Source organism: Silvanigrella aquatica (genome assembly GCF_001907975.1).
Lineage (GTDB): Bacteria > Bdellovibrionota_B > Oligoflexia > Silvanigrellales > Silvanigrellaceae > Silvanigrella > Silvanigrella aquatica.
The window spans coordinates 2,656,451-2,675,615 of sequence record NZ_CP017834.1 but is presented as its reverse complement, the minus strand read 5'-3'; the positions used below and the strand labels follow the sequence as shown (position 1 = coordinate 2,675,615).

Annotated in this window: 17 protein-coding genes; 8 read left to right on the top strand and 9 right to left on the bottom strand. The window is 33.4% G+C overall.

Features of this window, described 5'->3' with window-relative positions:
• The first annotated feature begins 124 nt into the window (after positions 1 to 124).
• Positions 125 to 2,158, top strand: coding sequence for an excinuclease ABC subunit UvrC (gene uvrC, locus AXG55_RS11365; protein WP_148698236.1), 2,034 nt, complete (start codon positions 125 to 127; stop codon positions 2,156 to 2,158).
• A gap of 4 nt (positions 2,159 to 2,162) precedes the next feature.
• Here uvrC and AXG55_RS11360 read toward each other — a convergent pair whose 3' ends face one another.
• From AXG55_RS11360 to AXG55_RS11350, 3 genes are all read right to left on the bottom strand, one after another.
• On the bottom strand, positions 2,163 to 2,693 hold the full coding sequence (locus AXG55_RS11360; RefSeq protein ID WP_148698235.1) for a thermonuclease family protein: 531 nt from the start codon (positions 2,691 to 2,693) through the stop codon (positions 2,163 to 2,165).
• A gap of 18 nt (positions 2,694 to 2,711) precedes the next feature.
• Positions 2,712 to 3,503: a helical backbone metal receptor gene (locus tag AXG55_RS11355; protein ID WP_148698234.1), complete on the bottom strand. Its 792-nt coding sequence runs from the start codon at positions 3,501 to 3,503 to the stop codon at positions 2,712 to 2,714.
• A 66-nt stretch (positions 3,504 to 3,569) separates the two neighbouring features.
• On the bottom strand, positions 3,570 to 4,595 hold the full coding sequence (locus AXG55_RS11350) for a tyrosine-type recombinase/integrase (RefSeq protein WP_233231178.1): 1,026 nt from the start codon (positions 4,593 to 4,595) through the stop codon (positions 3,570 to 3,572).
• Positions 4,596 to 5,369: 774 nt separating this feature from the next.
• Here AXG55_RS11350 and AXG55_RS11345 point away from each other — a divergent pair.
• Positions 5,370 to 5,954, top strand: coding sequence for a hypothetical protein (locus AXG55_RS11345; protein ID WP_148698232.1), 585 nt, complete (start codon positions 5,370 to 5,372; stop codon positions 5,952 to 5,954).
• Positions 5,930 to 6,580: a hypothetical protein gene (locus AXG55_RS11340; protein WP_148698231.1), complete on the top strand. Its 651-nt coding sequence runs from the start codon at positions 5,930 to 5,932 to the stop codon at positions 6,578 to 6,580. Before AXG55_RS11345 ends, AXG55_RS11340 begins: the two co-directional genes overlap by 25 nt.
• Here the strand turns inward: AXG55_RS11340 and ribD are convergent.
• Positions 6,573 to 7,877 (bottom strand): bifunctional diaminohydroxyphosphoribosylaminopyrimidine deaminase/5-amino-6-(5-phosphoribosylamino)uracil reductase RibD, encoded by a 1,305-nt coding sequence (ribD, locus tag AXG55_RS11335; protein WP_148698230.1) that lies wholly within the window; start codon positions 7,875 to 7,877, stop codon positions 6,573 to 6,575. The two genes, AXG55_RS11340 and ribD, sit on opposite strands and share 8 nt — an antisense overlap.
• A 154-nt stretch (positions 7,878 to 8,031) precedes the next feature.
• Between ribD and rpsO the strand changes: the two genes are divergently transcribed.
• Positions 8,032 to 8,301, top strand: a complete 270-nt coding sequence (gene rpsO, locus AXG55_RS11330; RefSeq protein WP_148698229.1) for a 30S ribosomal protein S15 — start codon at positions 8,032 to 8,034, stop codon at positions 8,299 to 8,301.
• Between the two features lie 13 nt (positions 8,302 to 8,314).
• Here rpsO and AXG55_RS11325 read toward each other — a convergent pair whose 3' ends face one another.
• The 5 genes from AXG55_RS11325 to kdsB form a co-directional block, all read right to left on the bottom strand.
• Complete coding sequence (locus AXG55_RS11325; RefSeq protein ID WP_148698228.1) at positions 8,315 to 8,785, bottom strand: hypothetical protein; 471 nt, start codon at positions 8,783 to 8,785, stop codon at positions 8,315 to 8,317.
• Entirely contained in the window at positions 8,772 to 9,236 is a 465-nt protein-coding gene (locus tag AXG55_RS11320) for a hypothetical protein (RefSeq protein ID WP_148698227.1), read from the bottom strand. Before AXG55_RS11320 ends, AXG55_RS11325 begins: the two co-directional genes overlap by 14 nt.
• 170 nt (positions 9,237 to 9,406) lie before the next feature.
• Positions 9,407 to 9,805, bottom strand: a complete 399-nt coding sequence (locus tag AXG55_RS11315) for a hypothetical protein (RefSeq protein ID WP_148698226.1) — start codon at positions 9,803 to 9,805, stop codon at positions 9,407 to 9,409.
• 198 nt (positions 9,806 to 10,003) lie between these two features.
• Positions 10,004 to 13,195, bottom strand: a complete 3,192-nt coding sequence (locus AXG55_RS11310) for a hypothetical protein (protein WP_148698225.1) — start codon at positions 13,193 to 13,195, stop codon at positions 10,004 to 10,006.
• Positions 13,196 to 13,204: 9 nt separating this feature from the next.
• Positions 13,205 to 14,062 carry a 3-deoxy-manno-octulosonate cytidylyltransferase gene (gene kdsB / locus AXG55_RS11305; protein ID WP_233231177.1) on the bottom strand — a complete coding sequence of 286 codons (858 nt, stop codon included), beginning with the start codon at positions 14,060 to 14,062 and terminating at the stop codon, positions 13,205 to 13,207.
• Between the two features lie 164 nt (positions 14,063 to 14,226).
• Between kdsB and AXG55_RS11300 the strand changes: the two genes are divergently transcribed.
• From AXG55_RS11300 to AXG55_RS11285, 4 genes are all read left to right on the top strand, one after another.
• The gene (locus AXG55_RS11300; protein WP_148698223.1) at positions 14,227 to 15,531 is read left to right on the top strand and encodes a hypothetical protein; all 1,305 of its coding nucleotides are present in this window, start codon (positions 14,227 to 14,229) and stop codon (positions 15,529 to 15,531) included.
• A 44-nt stretch (positions 15,532 to 15,575) separates the two neighbouring features.
• Positions 15,576 to 16,946: a 16S rRNA (cytosine(967)-C(5))-methyltransferase RsmB gene (gene rsmB, locus AXG55_RS11295; protein ID WP_148698222.1), complete on the top strand. Its 1,371-nt coding sequence runs from the start codon at positions 15,576 to 15,578 to the stop codon at positions 16,944 to 16,946.
• 109 nt (positions 16,947 to 17,055) lie between these two features.
• Complete coding sequence (locus tag AXG55_RS11290; RefSeq protein ID WP_148698221.1) at positions 17,056 to 18,000, top strand: hypothetical protein; 945 nt, start codon at positions 17,056 to 17,058, stop codon at positions 17,998 to 18,000.
• Positions 18,001 to 18,177: 177 nt separating this feature from the next.
• Positions 18,178 to 19,119 carry a phosphate acyltransferase gene (locus AXG55_RS11285; RefSeq protein WP_233231176.1) on the top strand — a complete coding sequence of 314 codons (942 nt, stop codon included), beginning with the start codon at positions 18,178 to 18,180 and terminating at the stop codon, positions 19,117 to 19,119.
• Positions 19,120 to 19,165: the final 46 nt, after the last annotated feature.

Below are 19,165 nucleotides of genomic sequence, written 5' to 3'. Positions count from 1 at the left end.
CTATATAGGGATTAATGAAAGGCCAGCAAACGCCTTCTTCCTTGTGGAATAGTATAAAGGCCTTGCGAAAGTAGGACTACATCCTTACCGAAAGGGATAAACCTTAACGAAAGAAAAGTCACTAATGAATTTACAGACTCATCAAAAAACGGGTGCTTTAACCCGGTTGAAGTATCTTCGCGAAAAACTTTCACAAGTTCCTCAAAAACCAGGGGTCTATTTACATAAAGACCTCTCTGGTGAAATCCTTTACGTGGGAAAAGCAAAAAATTTGAATGCAAGACTCAAAAGTTATTTTACAGGTATTGAAAATCATACCCCAAAAACCAGAGCCTTGGTAGCAAAGATTACAGACTTTGATATTATCGTAACAGAAACGGAATATGAGTCCTTACTTCTTGAAAACAATTTAATTAAGCACAATCAACCCAATTACAACATTCTTTTAAGGGATGATAAGGCCTATCCTTATATAAAAATTGATATTCAGGAAAAATGGCCCCGCGTTACCATAGTTCGAAAGCGAAAAAAAGACGGAAGCTTGTATTTTGGTCCCTTTACATTAAGTGGACAGGTCATGCAATTGATGAATGTTATCAATCGTTTTTTTCCTCTTGTGAAATGCACTCCTATGGTTTTTAAAACTGTAACAAGACCTTGCAACTATTACGATATTAAACGCTGTTTAGGACCCTGTAAACTTGCTGTGAACACTGAAGAATATAGGGAACATTTAAATAATGTGATCGCCATTTTAAATTCAAAATCCAAAGATATTTCTAAAAAAATTAAAGACGAAATGTTAAGAGCAGCAGATGAAATGAAATTTGAGAAAGCAGCATTATTACGCGATCAAATAAAAGCTTTAGAAGGATTAACAATAAATCAGTCCGTTACTTTAGACGTTGATATTGAGGTTGATATTTTAGGTTCTTATTGGAATGAAGAATTAGTTACTTTTCATGTCACAAATATACGTGATGGAAAAATTGTCGGTGGGCATTCTTATATTGTAAAACATTTAACTGAAGAGCCTGGGGAAGAAGGAGAAATTGATAATAAAAAACGGGAGCAAGAAAGAATATTGACTTCCTTTATCTGCCAATATTATCAAAATAAAACAATTCCTGAAGGGATATTATTTGAAAATGCAAAAAATGTAATCTCAAATGAACATATAAAAATGGTAAACGAATTTTTAGCACATCAAAAACAGCAAAACTTAAATAAGGAAAGTAACAATTTAGATATTTTTTATGTCAAAAGAGAAGAATATGTAAAAAATATTACAAATATGAATAAAAATTTAATTTTAAAATTAAAAGATTTAACCCACCATTCTAATCAAAATGCTGAAAATAAATTCCATGAACAAATTAAAATGGATGAAAATAGCAACAATATGATGATGGGATTACAAAGTTTTTTAAATTTAGAATCTCTGCCTATGCTTATTGAGTGTTTTGATATTTCCACATTTCATGGAACTGAAACAGTGGCATCGCAGGTTACATTTAAAAATGCAAAACCTTTAAAAAGTGGTTATAAAAAATATATTATTAAGGAAACAGGAGGGAATGCGGATGATTTTGCCAGTTTGCGGGAAGTGATAAGAAGGCGATTTAAGGATCGTGAACATACAAAATATCCCGATCTTATTTTGATTGATGGGGGGACGCCGCAAATTCGTGAAGTGGGATGGGTCATAAAATCCTTAGGTTTAGCAAAATTAAATATTGTTGGCATTGCCAAATCTCGTGGTGAAAATAATTTTACTTCTTCGCAAATTATAAATTCATTTGAAAGATTAGTTATTCCTAAAAGAGATGAAAATGGGGACATTTTACCTGAGCAAGAACCGGAAACGAAAATATTAAAGCAAGGTTCTCCTGAATTTAAATTAGTCACTCAATTGCGTGACGAAGCGCATCGCTTTGCCATTACATTTCATAGGCAAAGGCGCGATAAATTAAGTATAAAATCGGTATTATTAGATGTTCACGGATTAGGTGCTAAGCGCAGAAAAAAATTAATTGAGACCTATCCTAATTTAAAAGATTTACTTTCTCTCTCACTTGCTGAAGTTTCAGAAAAAACACGAATACCTTTAAACATCATTCAAAAAATAGTGGATAAATTGAAAGAAATGAAAAATTAATAAATTAATTTTTGTGAGAATTTCTATAATCCTTGGGACTTTGATAGTTTTTTAATGACCATATACCCAATTTATTTTTCTGCGCTTTTTTTTCTGCTTCTATGTAAAAATCAATGTTAAATTCTTTTTCCTTTTTTCCCTTATAAACTTCTGCCATCCCATTTTCAATCATTTTTAAATTGATATTTTCTTTATTTAAAAAGATTTCTGATAGATTTCTACCGTAGGCATCGGAAGCATAATTTTTTAATTGCACTGTTTTATTTTTAATAAGATTATTTAAATAATCTGTACTTTCTTTACCATACTGTTGGTTGTCTTTATTTTTACGATTAGAGACCTCAGGGGCATCGATGCCAATCAATCTAATTTTTAAAATCAAATTATCGGTGCTGCGTAACTTGCAGGTATCCCCATCATGGCAGTTGATGACTTTATAAGATGGATTTTCTACGGCTTGTATTTGAAAACACATGAGCAGAATTTGTAAAATAAAAACATGCCGAAATAGAGATAGCGTATTGTTTGTGAGCATAAAAATTATCCTTAGCAATTACATTACTGTATGACAGACTTCTTTTTTTAAGTCCAATAGATACTTTAGCCCTTTTAAAGTTCGGGTTCCATACCAGCTCAATTTTTGTCCATCAACGTGCAAATAATGATCTTGATGTTTATTTGAAATTTTTAAAAACTCTTCGGCGTGTCTTTTTTTAAAAGGATAAGGTTCAGAACTAAAAAATAAAATTTGGGGTTTTTTTATTATTTCGCTATTTTCATTTATAATTGGGTAACGACTTGATAAATCTTCCTTTGTTATCATAAGATTTTGGAATCCTACCAATTCCAGCATTGCCGAAATATAGGTGTGATTTCCAGCAACCATCCAAGGATTTCTCCAAATGAAATAAAGATAATTAATTTTTAAATGACTTTCTTTTAAACATTTTTCATAAGCTTGATTGGCTTCCAAAGTCCATTTGTTTGTAAAATTTTGGCATTTAAATATTTCACCAAGCTCAATGACAAGTGCAATGGCGTCCTTTGCATTTTTGGGAAAGGTTTCAATAATCTTTATATTTTTAAAACCAGGCTGTTTTTTTAGCTCTAATCTTATGGCTTCCGTATTTTCTTCTTTATTAGTAATAATATGGGTTGGCATTAAGGATAAAATTTTATTTAGATCAGGATCCTTTGTACCGCCAATAGAAATCGATGATTTTCGCAACGTTTTAGGAATGACACAATAATTTGTACAACCTACAATGTTTTTTTCTAGACCAAAATCACAAAGTGTTTCTGTTAAACTTGGTACTAAGGAAACAATTCTGAGATTTTGATTCATTTCGATTCCGAGAAGTTTGCGCTTTTAAATTTCAAAGAGAAATAAAAAAAGTCTACCCTATTTTTATTATTTGGTAGACTTCAACTTACGGGGAGAAATTTTCTTTCTTTCTTTGCTATTCAAAAAGCGTTCCAGAGAATTTAAAGAAGAATAACCCGCTAAATTAGCCACTTTTTCATTATCCATACCTTTGGCAAGCCAGCGTAAAATAGCATGATTTCTTAAACTTTCTGAATTATAGGGAATTCCTAAAATTTCAGTACATACTTCATAGATGACAAACTTAATTCCATGTCTGTGTAAAAAGTTTGTGCGTGTTTTACGACTGACATTCAAGTATCCAAAAAATAATTTTGAATCGAGAGTTGTAGGCAAAGCCATTTGTTCTCTTGTTTCTTTAAGCATACTCAGAGCACGTGATACTTCCATATTATAAGGTACCAAACGCTCATTATTACCTGTTACTTTCAAACAGCCGGCGATGGAAGATTCGGAAGTGGGATCTTCGAGTTCGGGCCAAACATCGCCCCATGTTAGGTTCGAAGCTTCTGAGGCTTTCAGACCGCATTCCCCAAGAATGAGAATAAGTGTCCAATCCCGAATTGCTTTTTCATCTTTATTGAGAGCTAGCTGTTTTAAAGTCCGGCAGAGGCTTAAATATTTTTCGTGAGTCACTGTGAGAAGAGCGGGAGCGGGTTGCTTGGGAGACTTAATATCAAGAAAAGGAGAGTTTGTAATAATCTTTTCTGAGACTAAGAAGTGAATGAATGTTCTCACACTCATTTGTGCTCTACGCATGCTTGACTGTGAGTGCCTCCCATTTTCCTTAAGAAAATGCAGCCAGTTTTCCTGTGCAGGATAGGAATAATTATCCGGGCTGATTTGTTTTTCTATAAGGAATTCGCAAAATAAAGAAAGATCATTGCGGTATGCACTTATCGTATTTACTGATTTCCCAGATTTTTTTAATTGATTCAAAAATCTAATCAATAAAGGTGAAAGCTTTGAAAAAGCAAAAGATTCCGGATAAAAAAAATCTTTATTAATAATTTCAGACACAACAGATTGATGGTTGACAAAATTTCCGTCCATGAAAATCTCCTCAAAAAAACCATTTTTAATGAATGAAAGCATTCATATGGAGAGCGCTTTAAATTCGTTGCTATAAACCTAATCCCTTTTATCTTGACTCTCAATAAGTATCATATCAAAAAAAATAGTAAAACAATTTCAGTATATTAAAATCTTAAAAATAAAAAAATACTTTATGAACAGATACTTACATAATGATTTCTATGACACATCCATTTGCTTTGAAGTTTTCTATTTCAATAGATTCTGCTATCTCATTGTATTATAGGATTTAACCAAAGTATTTTTTGGGTAAGGAAGGTGATATTGAAAATAACTATATGATAAATACAAATTTTAAATATTTTAAAAAAGAAAAGCATACTTATCAAATTTTTTTTGAGTTTAAAACGATCAATTATGGGCGGCACTTTTATAGAGATTATTTATTTAGCGATTTACAAAATCCTTGTTTTCATGCCTCAAAAGCCTACCAGTTATTTGAAAATATTTTTATAGTGCAGAATATAAATGTTTTTAAGTCAATAACGCAAAAATATATTCTAGAATATGTTCATTTTTATTTTAGGAAGAGTCATTTTTGCAATTCAAATTATCAATTTTTAACTCAGAAGATAAATCGAAGCTTTTCAAATCAAATTATTTATATATTACTTTGCTCAAGGGCATTGGTTTGCTATAACTGTTTTATTAGGTGACCCGATAAAATACCAACTGCAGTCTGCTTTGTTTCTTAGTATTAATTATACAATCGGTTTTCTCCTGAGGCCAACCATGGAAAAGTCTGAAAGAATTTATACCACCCTTATAAATCCACTTTTACAGAATGATATTAGAAATGTGATACGTTTTTATAAAGCAGATCGTATTTTTAATTATGTCGATCCCAATATTATCGATCTTTCAGCTCTGGAATGTATTAATTTAGGGGGCGATACTACGGGATTAACAAATCATTATTTTTTAATGAATATCTATCAAATTGATCCTTTTTTAAATCAAATGAAATATACAAGGAAACAAACGTTTCATTTTAAGGAGCTTGAATTAAGTCAGATTAAAATGTTTAACAGCTCCGTACGTGTGGGTGTTTTGCTAAACCAGGAACGTAGCAAGTATTTTAAGGTACATAATGGTATGTATAGAACCATTCAACTCAATCGTAAATATTGTTTTGTTTGTATTTATGGCGTAGAAAAAAAAGATTTTATATTTGATGTGGATTTTAATTCCTTTACGAGGCAGGGGCAATGGTTTCAATCTTTTGAGCTTGCTCTTCTCGAAGTTGTAAGAAAATATCTTATTGATATTGCCCTTGGTAAGAGGAGTATGACATGTCCGATATTAAAAGATTATTGACTCAATCTGCTGGATTAAGAGCTTATTCTATAAGGGTTGGTATATTAAATAAAACTAAAAAATACTTTTCTTCCAAGTACAATATTCTTTCAAACTCAATTAAGCAGTATGAGGAGAGCCCTATTATTAAATCTGTCATTACAGGTCAGAAAATTTATGAAGCTTTTTTATTAGAGGGAGTCAAAGTTTCTGAATCCTGGTTTTTTGATGGAGTGGGCGAACTTCCTTTTGGAGAAGAAATTTGTTCAAAAATTTTTTATGAAATAGATGATCAAGAGTCGAAAGCTTGTACAGATATTTTGTTGTTTAAATCTCGATATTGTGATTCTGAAATTATGACAGTGGAAGATAATTTAAATACTCCCTATTACAACTATGGTGATCATGTCGGATTTATTTGGAGAAAATTATCGCAGGTAGATAGTTTAAATAAAGTTGTTTGTGCTATAGAAATAAATGATGGAATTTGTATTCGGGTGTGTACTAAAATATCAAATAATAAAGTGCGCGTAGAATGCAATAAATTACAAAATCGTGTAGTTATGACAGATTTAATTGGTCCTATTATATTTCATAGACCTGCAAAATGTTATCGTTTAATTAATATGAATGAAATTATTATTTAGGAATCATTTCAATTAAAATATCATTTCCTAATTTTTCCTGGACAGCAATATGTAATCTCTTTTCTAAAGCCACTTCTTTATTAGGATATACTTGAAATCCTCGTTTTTCTTTTGAAAACAATTTGTGTTTTTCTCCGCCAAGAAAAAAAGGAGCTATAAATAAATGAATGACATCAAAACTTTCATTATGGATAAAAGAGCTGAGAAGTCGACTTCCCCCTTCAATTAAAATGCTTTGTAGGGGGCGATTTAATATTTCTGAAATTTGCGCTGTGACTTCCTCATTAAAAATATTTTTTGCAAGAATATTTTCTTCCTTATAATTTAATGTCAGAAAGTGAATCTCAGGATTATTATACATTTTATTATGCCAGTTTGAGTTATCTCTTTTATTATTGTTGAGAATATTTGCATTTATGAGAACAACTTTATGTGTGCCTGGTGAAAATGTTTTTTGCATTATATTTTCTTGTTGTTCTAGAGAACATTCAAAAATTTTACCTTCGGGGTCGTAAATTATTTTCAGTGGATTTCTTAATTCAGGGTGTTTTAAATTTCTGATATCCAATGAAGGAAAGTCATTTAAAACAGTACCAATGCCTACCATAATGGCATCGTATTTTTGTCTTAGCCAATGAGCGTAGGTGCGAGATTCTTCACCCGAAATCCACTTCCAGCCATTGTTGTCATCGGCGAGGCAGCCATCAAGTGATTGAGCCCATTTTAAGGCGATAAAGGGACGTTTTTCTTTTTGCTGAATAAAAAAAGGGTAATTCCATGCCTTAATTTCATTGGAATAATAAGAATTAAAAGAACCGATGCCTAAATTTTGAAGCTGTCTTATACCGTTTTTGGTGACGACGGGGTTGGGATCTTCGCAACCGATAACAACCTTTTTTATTCCTGTATTTTCAAATAAATGAATGCAAGGAGGCTGTCGTCCCATATGGGTACAGGGTTCTAAGCTCACATAGACTCGCGATCCTTCTAAGTCGGCTGCTGAGAGAGGGGCAAAGGCCACCCGTTCAGCGTGGCGGGAACCCCATTTTTCAGTGCAACCAATTGATATTATTTTATTATTTTTTATAACAACACAGCCTACGGAGGGGTTAGGATTGGCGATGGACGCGTTTTTTATCCCTGCGAGGTAAGCCTGAAAGAGCCCATATTCGTCACTTTCCACGTTTTCTATAGGATGGGAAGTATCATTTCTCATTGTAGAATAGGAAGGATATTGAGGTATTAAAGCCGGAAGCCACCCTCCAAAAGTAAATCCTTTTTTTAAAGTAAAAGACATTTTCGATTGCCTTCCTATAGGTGTAATGATACGAGCGACAGAGGCTTTTGCCTTTAATTAGGAAAGAATCGGTTTTGTGCTACTCAGCATGGAAGCTAAAACTTGTTTTTTCCTGTATTTTTAAATATTTGGGTTATCCCAGAAAGGATTTACCATGCAAATCACTGTTGAAAAACGCGCAGAAACCATTGCTAAATTCCGTACGCACGAATCTGACACGGGTTCTCCACAAGTTCAAGTAGCTCTTTTAACAGAGCGCATCAACCAACTTACGGATCATTTCCGCGTTCATGCAAAAGACTATGCAGGTCGTCGTGGACTTTTAGCGCTCGTTAGCCAACGTCGCGGTCTTCTTGATTACCTCAAGAGTAAAAACGAAGGCGCTTACCAAAAACTGATCGCTGAGCTTGGTATCCGTCGTTAATTTAACGATATATTTAGCCTTTGTTATCATTATAAAACAAGCAAAATTCTGGAGGATTTCTAAATTTTCCAGAATTTTTTTGTCTATCACGGCGTGGGACATTTGTTCCATAAGAAATATGCCCTGGTGCTGTGATTAAATTGTGCGTAGCAAAGCGATACCATCCTAGGGTATTAATTGTGGCGGGTTGAGCATAATGAAATTCTTTTCCAAATTTTTTTTGGCATTCTTTTCTGAGATTTTCTATTTTATCTAAACTGTCACCCACTATAAAATAATAAGTATAGGTAAGACTATTTTTTTCAATTGAAAATTTTAACCACTGTCCCTCTATCTTTGTTTCACCATCATCAAGCCAGTGCCAATTTTTGTTTTCATCGGCGCAGTAAACATAAGCGCTGTTGATAGATACTTCTTGGGAAAAAGCGGGAACCACTGCATTAAAAAATGTGATTGTTGATATTAAAAATTTAATTACCTTCATGAAAGTTAATACCAGCGGGAATACAATTCCCTTTACCAATATAAACAGGCCGGGGGTCAAAAGTGGGGTCGGGCTTCGGAGGGATGGGTGGTATGGCTGCTTTTGTTTTCACTTTAAATTTAGCTGTAAAGGGAGCTGAGCCAGCAATAAGAAGTTTTTTATTATTATCTGTCGCATAATCTGAATAATGACTTGAATCTAAAATAATTTCTTCAAGTTCCAGAGTTCCTGGCTGGATAAATGGTGGAGCTGTATAAACAATAGTGGGAGGAATGCATTCAAAATTTTTTTCATCACCTTCCAGAAGAACTGCTTTTCCATTATTTTTCGCGCTTGAAGTGCCTTTTTTAAATTTTATTGTTATAACGGGAGGTATGGCAATTAAAGTAGGATCTAAAAATATATTAATGATTCCAACATCATCTACCGCTAAAAAAGTTTTAGAAATCATTCTGAATCCCATTCTTAAATAAAATCAAGATAGTAAAACAAATTCAACATATACTTTATTTTTAATAATATGTAAATCGAATTTTATCGACAATTTTAATAAAATTTAAGTAAGAATTATATATAACACAAAGATATTTTTAAATAAAATTAGAATAAATCTTTTACAATTTAATTTGCAAGAGCATTGTGGCGATTTAAAAATTCTCTAGATTTTTTGATCTCAATTTCGGCACTTGAAAGAGCTTGGCGCAGAAAAGGTTGAAGTTCAGGAGAGCTTACCGCTTCTCCCATCCTATTTAGCATATAATAATTGCGTTCTAAAGCTTGTAACAGCGTGTATATTTCAACTTTATTGTTATCACTTAATCTTTCTTGGTGCCTATCTCCAAACCGGGCGATCTGATTTTGAAGTTTTATAAGTCTTTTCATGATTTTATTGTATTTTATTTGCAAAGAATGTTGATTTTGCATTTGAATTGACGCATTTTCGACTGCTGGTGAGGGGAAAATCTCAGCATGAGAAAAAAGCAAAGAAAAGGGGATAAAAAAACGAATTATTTTGTTCATAGTCTCTCATTTTTATTATTAATAATTATTTAAAACGAATTACAACATTGTAACTCTAAGTTGTTTTCTAATATAGTTTTTTAATAAAAATGCAAATTTAGTTAATAATTTTTTATTATGCAATTGATATTTTATCTATTTCTAATTATAATAAATGGTTTTTTATTCGGCTGGCGTCGGATTTTAAAGAAGAAAGAATTAAAGAACATTCATAAACTTCATTTGCATTATAATATACCAATTATTTTCCTGTCCGACAATCCATCCATAAACTAGGGAGGGATACAGTTGAAAACCTTTAATATCTATAGTCACAGAAGATCCTACGCTGGCGCTGGTTATAGCATTAAAGGTCGAAAAGTTTTGTGTGTTAGAAGTTCCACCGCGGGTAATAGAAGCGACACCTCGTAAATTATCTAAAAAAGTAAATAGAAATTTTTTTTCAAAGGAAGGATATAAAGGAAAATCATAACCTAGTGTTCCGGAATAACTCCAATATCCAGAAGATAATTTAAATAAAGATCCTGAACCAAGCAAAGGGTAACTAATATAATTTAACGATTCTGTATTTCCTAAAATATAACTTTGATAAGGAGAATATATTTCTTTAATGTTTAAAGTGCTATTCCCTTGGGTTGTTGAAATTTGCCCCATAAGAGAAAATTTTTGCTTGTAAAAAGAAAGAGAAGATAAGACTGAAGAGTTTAAATTATAATAATCAATTTCACCTAAACTTTGTCCAGCCGAATTTAATTCGTTACCTAAACTATTGTATTTTCCTCCACCCAATGTGAAATCTGTTTTCCAGTACATCCATTTTCCGTTTGTTTTTTCCTTTTTTTGTAAATAAAATCCAGTATGAAATAAATTAAATGAAAACAAACCTCGCACACTTGCCATCAGGGCTTCTTGCACTCCTATGTATTGAGGGGGTGTCGTCAGAGAGTTATAAGGTAACAACTTATATAATGATAAATTACTTTGGAAAGAGTCCTTCTTTAAGTTTAAATAAAGAGAACCTGAAATACTAAGTCCTGTTTGCTGTAAATAATTATAATACCGAATTACATTGTTTGTTGATTTTATATCATAATAACCATTAAAAAATGGTGTCGCAAATAACGATACAGAAAAGTTATCGAGAAAACGATTATTAATATAGGTTAATGAGCCACTGGGGGCATTGAGAAAAAAGTTATAGCTTCCAAATATTTGAATGCGATGGCGTTCCATTTCGTCGGTAAAGGGAATGGCAAAGAGTCCTATGCTGGGACCTCCTAAAAAATCGGGCAAAGCATAGGGATAAGCAAATAAAAATTGATTGCGATAAGAAGCCGGTTGTTGAAAAGTTTCATTGAAATTTTCTTGAGAATTTTTTGAAGCTATATTTTTTTCAATTTCATTGGGATTTAAAATCTCTTCTTTTTTCAATTCTTCTTCAAATGCATTTAAATCATTTCCGAGCAAGGACATTTTTTGATTATCATAAATTTCAAGATAGGGCGGTGTATAAGGTTTATATTTAGGAAAATTTAAGAAAGAGTTATTTTTATTTAAATTAAGTTGCCATTTCTTAAAATTATCATTGGCTCTATTGAGGTCAATTTTTTCAAAGAAATATTTTCCTTTTTTATAAATCCAAGCTCCCAAAATATCATCGCCGTTAGGGTGCCAGGGAATGATACCTTCTATCCAATCGGGAAACGCGGCGATGGGTTTTATTTCTTTAAAAAGGGTGTAATCAACAAAAGCTAAAACATGATCCCAATAAGTTAAAATTCTAAAGTTACCATTTGATAAAATATAAGCATCTTTAATATTTATTATGTTTGGTGGCAAAACTTCGGTAACATCTCCTGTAAAGCATAACTTTTGAATGGAAGTTTTATCAAAGTCATTACTTAAAATAAAATGGATACAGTTCGAGTTCTTACTAATAATATTATTATTTTCAATGAATTTAATAGATGCGGGAAAAGGATATTTTTTAATGAATTTAAGTTCATTATTTATGGCATTAAAATGATATATTTTTGAGTTTCCATTTGTGCTTGCTGTAATAAAAAAGTTGTCATTTCCTTCATATTGAATTTGATCAATAACTAGGGCTTCATTCTCAGAAGAAAAATTTATGACTTTCTCAGAAATTATTTTTTCATCGTCTATTTCACTTAAATTTCCTGTAAAATTTAATAAAATAAGCTCATGTCCTATTTTTGAATTTGGATAATTTCGAATATTTGCCGTTAATATTTTTCCATTTTGAGCCGAACTGATGGCAAAAAGAGAAGAACCGGCATGGCTGAGTGGTATTCTTTTTTGTTTATTCAAACTAAAATTGTATAAATTTAAGGAACTAGATAAAGCGGATTGATTTGAAATCATTTTTGAAAATAAAGCATGATTATCAAAAATATATGTTGGGTAATAATAGGTTTCACCTTGCTCATCCTCTTCCTTAGGATAGGTTTCAACTAACTTAGGCAAATTATTTAATTGGTTTTCCCAATATTTTTTTTGTTCCTTCTTGAATTCTAAATATAACTCTTCACCCGTTTTCCCTAAATTATCATATAGCCAGACATCACACGCATTGTAAAAAGGAGGAATAATGGTTTGATTTGAAATTTCTTCATGAATAATATATAAATCTTTTTCTTTAATTTTAGAAAAAATCCAACCCAAAAATTTTCCTGCAGTAGCATATCCGCGTAAATTAGTGTCACCATCGGCATTATATAAGGCATGTAATCTATCCCAAGAAGGCCAATAATCGTTTAAAGCCATATATTTTACAATGTGATTTGTTTGTTCTGTTCCTACACTTTCTGTAAAATATTCAGCAAGACCTTCTATCCACCAGGTGGGGAGCATGGCGAGGCTAAAAAGTCTTCCCGCCGGTCCTATGTAAAAATCATGATGTTCGTACATCAAGCGATGCACCAATTCATGTTGAAAAAAAGAAGCACTTCTTGAGCGAATCATTTGTGCTTCAATATTCATTGAAACTGGGTTTGCAAATCCCGCACCCTCAATGACATTACCTAATACAAAGGGGATTTTTTCAAGACGAGCAATAAGAGTTCTGTTACGTTGTGAATGAAGTAAAGGAGAAGCATCATTTTTAATGCGAACTCCTAATAGCAAAGAAAGATAGGGGTATGCCATTTTTGCTGAATAAAGAGAGTATTTTGCCATATTATCCGCTTCTTTGGGATAATAAACTGAAAATTCATTTGATTCTATTCGATACCATTCTGTATCTTTCATGTTACCCGTATTATTTTTTAAAAAGCTTGTGGGAACGGCATAGGATTTAGAGGGAAGATGAATCCAAGAGTAAAAAAAAATGAAATTAAAAAGTAACAGAGTTTTTATATTAAATTTCATAATATGACTTTATAAATTATTTTTTAAATAGACATTTGCTTTCTCTAAGTCTTCGGGGGTATCAATACCAAATGGTTCTGATGTGGCGTCATTGACAAGTATTTTCCAACCTGATTGCAGAGCGCGTAATTGCTCAAGACTTTCTAATTCCTCAAGTCTGCTGTGTTTTAAGTGCCCTGCAAACTGGCAAAGAGCTTCAAATTGAAAAGCGTAAACACCGACATGATGCAAAAAGGAAATATTTTCTTTAATAAGTGAAATTTTTTGTACCCAATCATGTCCTGTTGCGCCAAGAAGTTCCTTTGGGAATGGAATGGGAGCTCTTGAAAAATAGAGTGCAAAAAGAGAATTATCGCGTACAACCTTCACCACGGAACTTGAAAAAAATAAATCAACATCATTTCTTTTATAAGCGAGTGTACCCAAAGGAACTAGAGTATTTTCAAGCATTTTTTTTGCTAAATTTTCAACATCATCAATGGAAAAAAAAGGTTCATCACCTTGAATATTAATGACTAAATCGTGATCTGATATTTGAATTTTCTCTTTTAAGGATATTGCCGCAGCATAGACTCTTTCCGTTCCATTTATCAAATGAGAAGAAGTCATTGTTGCATTGACTCCTATATTTGTGACTTCTTGGAATATGTCTTGATGATCTGTTGCGACAATTAAATTTACGGAATTCACATTATTGAGAGTTGAAAGTCTTTCTGCTAATGTTTTTGCACGTGTAGCAACATGTGAAATAATACTTTTAGAGCCTATTTTTAAAAGGGGTTTACCAGGCAATCGAGTTGAAGCAAAACGGGCTGGAATAATAATTATAATTGATTTATTATTTTGCTGTGGAGCTGTTACATTCATCAATTCCCCCTTATGATTGAGATAAATCAAGTCATACCATTTTGAAGTGGTCATAACATTGCAAAAACTAAACTACATAATATTAATCATAAAGGCTAATGAAGAGACGACAAAGCTTAAAGCGTATGCTAGGCTTTCAAAATAGCTTAAATAAGGAGATCACGTTGACGAGACAAATGACCACATTAAGCGCTGAAGGTATGCCGATGTGGGATACTTTTGAAGCCAGCTTTTTTGTGGGAGCCGGTTTATCCGTTGGCATTGTTCTGGGCATTCTTTTTCCTTCTTTATGGCGTACTTTTCGAAGACGTTTTCGCAAAAGTGCTCATTATGCTCCTGAAGGTAAAAAACTAGAATCAAAAATTTCAGTTCATTTGAAAATATTAGGAGTGTCAGAAGAATCCGAACAAGAAGAAATTAAAGAAATAGAAATGGGAATGAGTGTTTCGGGCAATTATAATTTTATATATATTTCTGAAGCTTTTGTTCTTGCGAGAAATTTTTTTCAAATAGGAAATACAAAAGACGCTGTTAAAATGTATATTGAGATATTAACTCATCAAAATGTTTCTAAACAAGAAACCCACCGCGCTCTTTTTGAATTGTCTCAAGTTTATTCATCACTTGGCCTTCATGTACGTGCCTTTGATACGGCTATGGAATTGTTACGCAGAACTCCTCATAATTATGAAGTATTAGAACATATTCTAAAAATTTGTTCTCAAGGTTTTTTTCCAGATAAATTATATGCTGCATTGTCAATTTACAAAGGATCTCACGATCATAAATTAAGAATTAAAATTGCGCATTCCTTATGTCATATTGGAGAAATGCAGCTTTTAGAAAATGAAAAGCTTGAAAAAGCCATTGAACTTGCACGAAATGCCCTGCGCTGGGAACGCAGTTCAGGACGTGCTCTGATGCTTTTATGGCAAACGACAAGTCAGGATTTATGGCAAAAAGTAGTCCATGACCCCAAAATGATGTGGACTGCTTTAGCTGCAGATCTCGAAGCTCTAGTTCAAATATATAAAAATACTACAGTTTCTCCTGTCGCAGGAGCAAAATACTTATCTGTAATCATATCCAAAATAAGTGACGAGCGTGAGGCCATTGAAAGTTATGCCATCGTAAAAAGCGAATTCACTCGCGTTCTGAACAAAGATAAAATTGATTTAAATACACAAAAATACCTTTGGGCATCTATCTTTCACGCTTCTCTTCTGATACAGAACTCACCTGAGCTGAAAAAAAGCAGGTTTTTAAGTGATGTACTTGCTATATTAGGAGAAAGTCCAAGCTATTTTAATTTTGTTGCAAAACAGGATGAAGCGGCGCGCATTGGCTATTCTTCTCATTATTGTGAAAAATGCAGCTCTTTTTATTCTTCTTTTGCCTGGAAGTGCTTAAACTGCAACACCGAAGAAGCTCTTAAACCAATTATTATGCCAAACTTTGAACATTCCTAGGCAAGAGTGAAAATTCAAAGATCAATTTTTTTGGAGTTTAAACTATGTCAACACGCTCTGGCTCGCTCACAAGGGCAATTGCCATTGATGCCTTAACACACGTTTTAACCCGCAATATCCATTCTGACGTTGCCCTCGAAAAGCTCTTTGCCAATTATCCGAATTTACGCCCTCTAGATAAGGCTTTTATCTATGAAATGGTTTTTGGTTCTTTAAGATGGCTGGCAAAGATGGATTGGATTATGTCCCATATGCTTGATCGTTCTTTTTCAAGCCTGGATCCTCGCGTCGCAAATGCCTTACGTATTGGAACATATCAAATATATTATATGGATAGAGTGCCTGAAAGAGCTGCTGTTTCGGAGACTGTGGAAGCCGTAAAGCAAGTCGGTGTTCCCAATGCGGCTTCTTTGGTAAATGCTATTTTACGTCGTGTTGCTAAAAAATCAGAATATTTCCCTAAACCAGATAAAGTAACACAAGCTGTCGATTATTATTCTATGCACCACTCCTTTCCTCAGTGGATGGTGGAGCGTTGGTATAAACAACTATCATTAGAGCGGTTTGAATATCTGTTGTCAAATAACAATCGCATTCCTAAAAACTCTTTGAAACTCATTACACGCAATCCTTTACCGGAAGGTGAAAGTGATTTGGCCACTTATTTGCTCAAAACACAATCCATCGAAAGCTCATGGCGTCCCATGCCCGGAGCTTTAAGAATTGAAACCTTACCGAAGTTTAAAGAGTGTGAAGCCTTTCAAAAGGGCTGTTACATTGTTCAAGATGAAGCGGCTCAGTTGGCAACAAGCTTGGTACAAGCTTCCCCTACGGACTCCTGCCTCGATGCCTGTGCCGCTCCCGGAGGAAAATCTATTTATCTTTGGGAAAGTGGTGTGGAACCTCAAAATTTAACAGTTTGTGATTTTGCGCAAAAGCGTCTTAAAATATTAAGGGAAAACTTCTCTCGTATGAGGCTTGAAGGGGTTCAAATCCTCCATGGTGATGTGGTTGAGCAGTGCCAAGGCAAAATATTTCAAAAAATTCTGCTGGATGCTCCCTGTTCAGCCATGGGTGTTATTCGTAGGCATCCTGAAATCAAATGGTTACGTACATTAAATGATATTCAAAATTGTGCATTAGAACAGACGCGCCTTTTGGATGGCCTTGCTAAGAATGTCGCCATTGGAGGGGAATTAATTTATATCGTGTGTAGTTTTGAACTAGAAGAAACAATTAATCAAATATCTTCCTTTTTAGAAAAACATCAAAATTTTGAAAAAATAAATCCTCAGGATCGTATTCATGATTTTTATAAAAAATATGTGACTCGTGATAATGAACTGCTTATCTATAGCGGAAACCCAGACGATATTGACGGATTTTTTGGTGTGATTTTAAAACGTAATGCTTAGCTCTAACTCCTTTTGCCTAACGTTGCTCTGTGATTTTGACATCCTTCGGGTTAAGATCTTTTAAATAAGATCGAAACAGAGCATACATATGTAGGACGAGGAGATTCCCTTGAAGAACTTTAAAGTTTATCTTACTCTTTCTGATGAAAGTATAAAACAGCCTCTTCAGGATATGATTAAAAATAATTTTAATTTATCTGAAAACGAAAACGATTGCGATATTTATTTAACAGATGATCATACCAAAAAATCTACTTCTGCTACAAATATGTTGGTTGCTAACGTAACTAAAATTCCTGAGTTTAAGGGACAAGCTGATATTGAAGGCTTCAATCACTATGTTGTTTACAATGAAAATGATTTTCTTGTCGATCGTGTGAAACAAGCTCTCATGCGGCAGTGGTCTTTAAAAAAAGGGAATGATAATGGAAATATCACCGGTGTTCGTTCCCTTATTCCCATGGATAATGTGCAAAATATTCAAGGTATAGATTTACCAATTATTAAAACATTTGAAGTTTCTGATTCCCGGCAAAGATTAAAATACGCTGAAGAGTTGGAAAAGTTTTTTGCACAGATTGAGCCCATTATTGGTGGCCAAAATCCGGTGTTATCACAATACGCTGTAGAAATACAGGAAGAGTTGCTGATGAATGCGATTTGGGATGCTAACCCTAAACATGAAAAAAAACCGAGAACGGTTCCTGTTGAACTTGAAAAAGATGAAGTTGTAAAATTGGAATGGGGTTTTAATGGCAAAGATTTAGCCATTTCCGTCCGCGACAATTTTGGAAGATTAAATCCTGCCATTATGTCTAAATATGTAAAATTTATTTTTAAGACAGGAACTCCTGATTTTCATCAATTAGGACAGCAAAACGTCAGTGCCGGATTAGGTATGTATATGATTTTGCAAAGAGCAAATCTATTATCCGTGTTTATATCACAAAATACCGTAACCGATGTCGGTGTGGTTATTTGTCTCACAAAAAAGAAAAGAGCGAAAACGCAAGCCCCTAAAGCGCTCGATATTATTCATGTAGATAAAAAATAATAAATCATTTTTTGGTGAAGTCTCTTTCCTAAAAAGTAACAACGTATATAAAATTATTGATATTATTTTTAATCATTTTTAAATGATGTTATTGTTTTTAAAGAATAAATTTGGTATTGATATTCGTATCTTATCAGGGGTGATGGTTATTCTTTAAATAAAATGAAGGGAAATAATATGCTATTTGAAACACTGACGGAAGCAGCAAAGGAAAATATTTTTTCACGGGCAAAAAATAAAAGAATTTCTTTACCAGAAGGTGAAGACGAACGTGTTATTAAAGCAGCAGCTATGCTAAAAAATGAATTAAATATTCAATGTTATTTAGGAAATGTAAAAGAATCTGAAAATAATAAGCAAAAAACTTTAGATGTCATGCATAAAATTGCAGAAAAAAAAGGAAAATCCTTATCAAGTAAAATTGAAGTTTTAGCAACGGATCCTACTTTCGAGGGAGGCGCCAAACTGTATTTGGGAGAAGTGGATGCTGTTGTTTCTGGCTGTGTGAATTCGACGGCACATGTTATTCGCGCTGCTTTAGCGACAGTGGGATTAAAACCACAAACCAAAGTGATTACCAGCGCTTTTTTATTAGCTTTACCAAAAGCAACGCCCGGGGGTGAAAGCCTTGTTTTATTTTCAGACTGTGGTGTCATTCCGCAACCTAGCAGTGCTGAGCTTATGGATATTGCTTATTTGTCCCAAGAAGCCTTTGCCTTTTGGAGTGGCACTGAGCCTCGCTTGTCTTTTTTAAGTTTTTCAACTGTAGGGAGTGCAGAGCATCCCGATGTGGAAAAAGTGAGAAATGCTTATAAATTATTTTCTGAGAAATATCCTTTAATTATGGCTGAAGGTGAAGTGCAGTTTGATACAGCCTGTGTTCCTAGCGTCGCAAAACGAAAAAATCCAAATGGAAAAGTGCAAGGGAAAACCAATGTTTTTGTTTTCCCTGATCTCGATTCCGGAAATATTGGCTATAAAATTACCCAGCGTATTGGGGGGGCAGAGGCTTGGGGACCCATTTTGCTAGGTGCTGCTAAGCCATTTTCTGATTTATCGCGTGGTGCATCTGCGGAAGATATTGCACACGCTGTGGCCTTAACTTTAGCTTTGAGCTGAATTTTTCTCTGATTTTTTATAAAAGATATTTATATTATTAAATAAT